A 6,909-nucleotide genomic window follows, 5' to 3' on the forward strand; every position below is an offset into this window, starting at 1 on the left:
GGCTATGCGATGGCCGCCGCAAGCCTGAAGGCGAAGGTGCCGGTCTGACGACGGCTTGCGGAAATCGATTTTCCGCAATATGCCTCGGGGTTCTTGGGGAACCAGGTGAGCCTCGCCATGGGAGCGGACGGCCTGTCCGAATTGACGGAAAGCAGATTTTTGGACGCCTCACGATCGACATATGACCGTCTTCTGAACCGGATTTCGACGCGCGCCGCGCAAGTCGGCGTGATTGGACTGGGCTATGTCGGGTTGCCGCTGGCGGTTGCGATCGCACGCGCCGGCTTCCCGGTTTCCGGCTTCGACATCGAAGCCCAGAAGGTCGAGAACCTGAACAACGGCCAATCCTACATTGAGGCGGTGGCATCGACAGCCCTTGCCGGCCAGGTGGCGAACGGACGGTTCCGCGCCACTGCGGATTTTGCCGAACTGGCCGGCTGCGATGTCATCATCATCTGCGTTCCGACACCGCTGACGAAAAACCGTGAGCCGGACCTCTCCTTTGTCAGGAACACGGCAGGCACCATCGCGAAGCATCTGCGTCTCGGCCAACTGATCGTGCTGGAATCGACCACCTATCCCGGCACCACCGACGACGTGATCAAGCCCATACTGGAAGAAACCGGCTTGCAGTCGAAGATAGACTTCTTCCTCGGCTTCTCGCCCGAACGCGAGGATCCCGGCAATCGTAGCTTTGAAGTCGCGACGATCCCCAAGATCGTGGCAGGCGACGGCATTGAAGCGGCGACGCTCGTGCAGGCTTTCTATCAGGGCGTGGTCAAGACCGTCGTTCCGGTTTCCACCACGGCGACCGCCGAGGCGGTCAAGCTGACGGAAAACATCTTCCGCTCGGTCAACATAGCCCTGGTCAACGAGTTGAAGGTCGTGCTCGGTGCGATGGGCATCGACATCTGGGAGGTGATCGAGGCGGCAAAGAGCAAGCCCTTCGGCTACATGCCTTTCTATCCTGGCCCCGGACTTGGCGGGCACTGCGTTCCGATCGATCCCTTCTACTTGACGTGGAAAGCGCGCGAATACGAACTGCCGACCCGCTTCATCGAACTGGCGGCAGAGATCAACACGGCCATGCCGCGTCATGTGGTCGATGAACTGGCGAAGGCGCTGGACCGGCGCTGCGGCAAGGCGCTCAGCCGCTCGCGCATTCTCATCATCGGGCTCGCCTATAAGAAGAATGTGCCCGACATCCGCGAAAGCCCCTCATTGCGGCTTATTGAACTCATCGAGGAATGGGGCGGCAAGGCGGAATTCCACGATCCGCATGTTAACGAGATCCCGACCACACGGGAGCATATGGCGATCAAGGGGCGGCGCTCGGTCGAATTGACCGAGGCGGCCTTGAAGGATTTCGACGCTGTCGTCATTGCAACCGACCACGACGCGATCGACTATCAGGCGATCGCTGATCACGCTCTTCTGATCGTCGACACACGCAATGTTTTTGGCCGCCTCGGGCTAGCCCGAGAGACTGTGGTGAAGGCCTGACGGCGTCTGAGCCGGCGAATTTTTTACCTGATGGCAGGATCATGATTGCACTCCGCCGGCAGCCTCGCCACATAATGTCCCTTCGACCGCTTTTGCCGACAAGGGCATTATTGACTTCGAGGGTCTTATCTTCGGGTCGTTAGAAAGGAGAATGGCTCGTCTTCGACGGGTCTCAAGATAGCATGAGCACAGCGCAAGCAGAAATTTCCACCATTCTCATGGATAAGGTTGCCGATTGGCTGACCCAATCGGCGCTGGCAGGCGACGACCTGGAAACATTGGTAAAGGGCTTTTGTGAACGGCTGGCTGCTGCCGGCCTGCCGTTGAAGCGGGTGCATTTGAGCTTTTCGATGCTTCATCCGCTTTATGACGCGCTTGGCTTCACCTGGCTTCGCGGCCAGGGCATGGAAGTGGAAGGCTTCCGCAAAAAGGACGGCGTTCATTCTGACAGATTCCTGACCAGCCCATACTACCATCTGCTCAGCCACAAGCTCGACCATCTGAGGCGCCGGCTCGACCCGTCGGTGCCGTCGGAATTTCCTATTTTCGATGAACTCAGGCTTATGGGCGTGACCGATTACATGGCTTTCGTCCATCCCTTCAACGGCAATACCAGTCAGGGCATGATCGGGTCCTGGTCCACCGACAGCGCTTCAGGCTTCAGCGACAGCATGATTTCAGCGCTGCTGCGCATCCAGAACCATCTCGCTATCGCAACCAAGATGGCGGTGCTCACCAAGCTGGCCGACAACATGATGACCACTTATCTCGGCGGCGACGCCGGCAGGCGCGTGCTGGACGGCCAGATCAAGCGCGGCGAGGGCGATACAATCCGGGCCGCACTGGTCATGGCCGATATGCGCGGGTCGACAAGGCTTGCCGAAACTGCCGGCCGCGAAATCTACATCGATACGCTGAACCAGTTTTTCGATGCCATTGCTGCACCTTTCAATCGCAGAGGCGGACAGATCATGAGTTTCATAGGTGATGGCTTTATTGCCGTCTTCCCTTGCGAAAGGCACCGTGCGCAGTCCGAGACCGCCTGCCAGGCTGCTCTTGCGGCAACGCACAAGGCCACCGCTCGCATGATGGATCTCAATCTGCGCAGAAAGGAGCAGGGATTGGGCGACATAAAATTTGGCATCGGCCTGCATGTCGGCAATGTGATGTTCGGCAATGTCGGACTTACCGACCGGCTAACATTCTCTGTCTTCGGCTCGGCTGTAAACGAGGTCCAGCGCCTCCAGACCCTGACCAAGAAATATCCGCACAGCATCCTCGCCAGTAAGGACTTCGCCGGCTATTGCGGCGCCAACAGCTGGCTGACGCTCGGCAAGGAGGGACTGGCGGGTATCAAACAGAAGCTGACGGTGCTTTCACCCGATCTGTCGGGTGCTCTCGCACTCGATGAGGACGGCACGCTGGAGCCGATTTACGACCGAATATCCGACGCCGAGCAGGTCATGCTGCTTCATCGCGATGCAGCGCGGCTGTCGGCGGGCGCCCCGAGGAAGCTCCAGTAACCGCCCCGATCTGATCCGAACGCCTTTGGTATGCAGTCCGGTCGCCGTTCCGCCAGGGAACTGGCGATTGTTTCGAATCCAAGTTGCTCTAGGCTGGCAATGCGCTAGTCTCGCCTTTTGGACCTGCCAGAGTGGGGCTGGTATGAGAATGAATTCGGGCGTTGATCTGCTGCGGATCGAGGATGTTGGCATCTCTTTTGCCATTATCGGGGGACCGTTGCATGCCGTCAGGCGTGCAAATCTTCGCGTCCTCCCCGGCAAGGTTACCGCGCTTGTGGGCGAGTCGGGTTCTGGAAAATCGGTTATCAGCCAGGCAGTGATGGGCATTTTGCCGAACACAGCCCAAGTTCGCGGCCGTATCCTGTTTTCCGATCCTGAAAAGCCCGGCACGACGCAGGATATCCTGCAGATGCCGCGTGACGGACCCGATATCCGGGCGTTGAGAGGCAGCCGCATCGGCAAGATCTTTCAGGAGCCGATGACATCGCTGTCGCCGCTGCACACGATCGGCAACCAGGTCAGCGAAACCCTGCAGATTCATACGCCCATGGCTCGAGCGGAGCGCAAGGCGCGGACCGAGGAAATGCTCGGCCTTGTCGGTTTTCCCAATCCCAAGCGCGCCTATGACATGTATCCCTTTGAACTTTCGGGAGGATTGCGTCAACGCGCCATGATCGCGATGGCGCTTATCTGCCGGCCCGCCTTGTTGATCGCCGACGAGCCGACGACGGCGTTGGACGTCACCATCCAGGCGCAAATCCTGCAATTGCTGCGCGGCCTTCAAACCAAGCTGAACATGGCGATGCTACTGATCACGCACGACCTCGGCGTGGTCGCCAATGTCGCCGACGAGGTGGTGGTCATCTACCATGGCGAGATCATGGAAGCGGGACCTGTCGAGGCGATATTCCGCCGGCCAGGTCACCCTTACCTGAAGGGCCTGATGGCAGCCGTTCCGCATTTCGATCTGAAGCCTGGCGAAAGGCTAAAAGCGCTCCGCGAGGTGCCGGTGAATGTCGAGAACCTGCTCGGCAAGCAGACGGCGCCGGCGTCGAAGGGGCCGGACGACGTCCTGCTGTCGGTCACGGATCTCAAAAAGACCTTCACCACCCGCAAGTCCGAATGGTTCGGAGCGGGTCATCAAACTTCTGTTCGCGCCGTGGACAGCGTGAGCTTCGATATCAGGCGGGGTGAGTGCCTGGGTCTGGTCGGCGAAAGCGGCTCCGGCAAAACCACCGTCAGCAAGATCCTCATGCGGGCTGTCACCCCTAGCGGCGGCTCTGTGATCTTTAACGGCCGCGACGGACCGATCGACGTCTTGGAAGCCGAGGGAGACGCCCTGCGCATGCTGCGCGCGAAAATCCAGATGGTCTTCCAGGATCCGGTTTCGTCGCTTTCACCTCGCATGACGGTGGAGAACATCTTGAGCGAGCCGCTGGAAATCCATCAACGCGGCAATGCCGCGTCCCGACTCGCAACGGTCAAGAGCCTGATGCAGGCAATCGGGCTCGATCCGCGCTTCATCAAGCGATATCCGCACAGTTTCTCCGGCGGGCAGCGTCAGCGTATCGGCATCGCGCGCGCGTTGGCGCTGGGGCCTGAACTCCTGATCTGCGACGAGCCGGTTTCGGCACTCGATGTCTCTGTCCAGGCGCAGATCCTGAACCTCCTGAAGGACCTGCAGAAGGAACTGGGCCTGACCTACCTGTTCATATCCCACAATCTGGCGGTGGTGGACTACATGGCAGACCGCATCGCGGTGATGTGCGGCGGGCGTATCGTCGAGCTCGCGCCGCGCGAAATCCTGCTTAGGAAACCGGTCCACCCCTACACCCGCTCACTGGTTGCCGCAGTACCTTTCCCCGATCTCGACAGGCCGATGGATTTCAAGACGCTTAAGCTCAGCGGCGCTTCCGACACCAGCGCATGGGGACGGCAATTCCGCGACGAGGGCGACGAGGATATGCTGTCGCCGCTCGATCTTGGCGGTGGCCATCTCGTGCTGGCCCGACGTTCGGCCGATGTCAGCGAGCTACGCCATTGATCAGCCGGCGCGCCGTCCTTGGCCTCATGGCTTCGGCATTTCTGCCGGGCACGTCGCGCGCCGGCGATCTGGAGCCGGAATTTCTTCAGCCAAAGCTGAAGGCAAAGGCGCTCCCGGCACTCGCCGAACGCCTGCCCAAGAGCCCGCGCGCGTTGAACCTCGCCGCGATGGGCCGGCAGCCCGGCCAGTATGGCGGCACGCTGCGCACGATCATCGGCAGCCAGAAAGATATCCGGATGATGACGATCTACGGGTATGCTCGCCTGGTCGGCTATGACGAAAAGCTTAACTTGCAACCCGACATCCTCGAAAGTTTCGACGTAGCGGATGATCGCGTCTTCACTTTAAAGATTCGGGAAGGGCATAAATGGTCTGACGGTAGCCTGCTGACGCCGGAGGATTTCCGCTATTGCTGGGAAGATGTCTGGCTGAACGATGAGCTCTCGCAAGGCGGGCTTGCCCCGGCCCTGCTGGCGGCCGGCAAGCCGCCACGCTTCGAGATCGTCGATCCGTCGACGGTCCGCTATAGTTGGGATGGGCCCAATCCCGACTTCCTGCCCAAGCTTGCTGCTGCTTCGCCGCTATCGCTTGTTCTGCCGGCCGCCTATCTCAAGCAGTTCCACAAGAAATACCAGGATCCATTCCGGCTCGCCGGCCTAATGAAGGAGAACCGGGCCAAGAAATGGACGCTTCTGCATATCCGCATGTCGCGGCAGTATCGCCCGGAGAACCCGGAACTGCCGACGCTCGATCCCTGGCAGAACCGGACCAAGCCGCCGGCCGAGCAATTCGTCTTCGAGCGCAACCCGTTCTTTCATCGAATAGACGAGAATGGCCGGCAACTGCCCTATATTGACCGGATCGTCATGAATGTCAGCTCGTCGGCGATCATCTCGGCCAAGACCGGTGCGGGCGAGAGCGACCTGCAAAGCCTGGGAATTGACTTCAGCGATTACGCCTTCCTGAAGGACGCGGAGAAGCGGTACCCGGTGAAGATGCATCTCTGGAAACGCACACAGGGTTCGCGACTGGCGCTGCTGCCCAATCTGAATTGTGCCGACCGGACGTGGCGTGGCCTTTTGCGTGACGTGCGCGTGCGCCGCGCACTTTCGCTCGCTGTGGACAGGCGCGAGATCAATATGGCCGTGTTCTACGGACTGGCGCAGGAAAGTGCCGATACGGTCCTGCCGGAGAGCCCGCTCTACCGGCCGGAATTCGCGAAAGCCTGGGTCGCCCATGATCCCGACCAGGCCAATGCCTTGCTCGACGAGGTCGGGCTTCAGACGCGTGACGATGACGGCCTGCGGATACTTCCCGATGGGCGCCCTGCGCAGATCATAGTGGAAACGGCCGGCGAAAGTACGCTGGAAACCGACGCGCTCGAACTCATCACCGATCACTGGCGCAAGATCGGGATCGCCCTGTTCATCCGGACTTCGCAGCGCGATATCTTCCGCAGCCGCGCGCTTGGCGGCCAGATCATGATGTCGATGTGGTCGGGCATCGACAATGGCGTGCCGACCGCCGACATGAACCCGTACCAGCTGGCCCCCACCATCGACGACCAGCTGCAATGGCCGCTCTGGGGTGCTCACTACTTGTCTCATGGCAAGGTCGGTGAGGCGCCCGATCTTCCGCCTGTGGTCGAGCTGATGGTTTTGCTCAAACGCTGGAACGCATCGACCGAAGCCACAGAGCGCGCCGAAATCTGGAATTCGATGCTGTCGATCTACACCGATCAGGTGTTTTCGATCGGCACCGTGAACGGAACGCATCAGCCGGTCCTGGCGTCCTCGCGGCTGCGCAATCTGCCTGACAAGGCGCTCTACGGCTATGACC

Annotated in this window: 4 protein-coding genes; all 4 read left to right on the forward strand. The window is 60.2% G+C overall.

Features of this window, described 5'->3' with window-relative positions:
- The first annotated feature begins 117 nt into the window (after positions 1–117).
- Positions 118–1,503 carry a nucleotide sugar dehydrogenase gene (locus EOA86_RS16060; RefSeq protein WP_245497286.1) on the forward strand — a complete coding sequence of 462 codons (1,386 nt, stop codon included), beginning with the start codon at positions 118–120 and terminating at the stop codon, positions 1,501–1,503.
- A gap of 182 nt (positions 1,504–1,685) precedes the next feature.
- Positions 1,686–3,026: an adenylate/guanylate cyclase domain-containing protein gene (locus EOA86_RS16065; protein WP_127208221.1), complete on the forward strand. Its 1,341-nt coding sequence runs from the start codon at positions 1,686–1,688 to the stop codon at positions 3,024–3,026.
- Between the two features lie 148 nt (positions 3,027–3,174).
- Positions 3,175–5,070 (forward strand): ABC transporter ATP-binding protein, encoded by a 1,896-nt coding sequence (locus EOA86_RS16070; protein WP_128342508.1) that lies wholly within the window; start codon positions 3,175–3,177, stop codon positions 5,068–5,070.
- Positions 5,067–6,909, forward strand: a 1,843-nt coding sequence (locus EOA86_RS16075) for an ABC transporter substrate-binding protein (protein ID WP_164891776.1), incomplete at its 3' end; no start/stop codon positions are given. The genes EOA86_RS16070 and EOA86_RS16075, both read left to right, overlap by 4 nt.

Origin of the sequence: Mesorhizobium sp. M5C.F.Ca.IN.020.32.2.1 (assembly GCF_004023105.1) — a bacterium.
Taxonomy (GTDB): Bacteria; Pseudomonadota; Alphaproteobacteria; order Rhizobiales; family Rhizobiaceae; genus Mesorhizobium; species Mesorhizobium wenxiniae.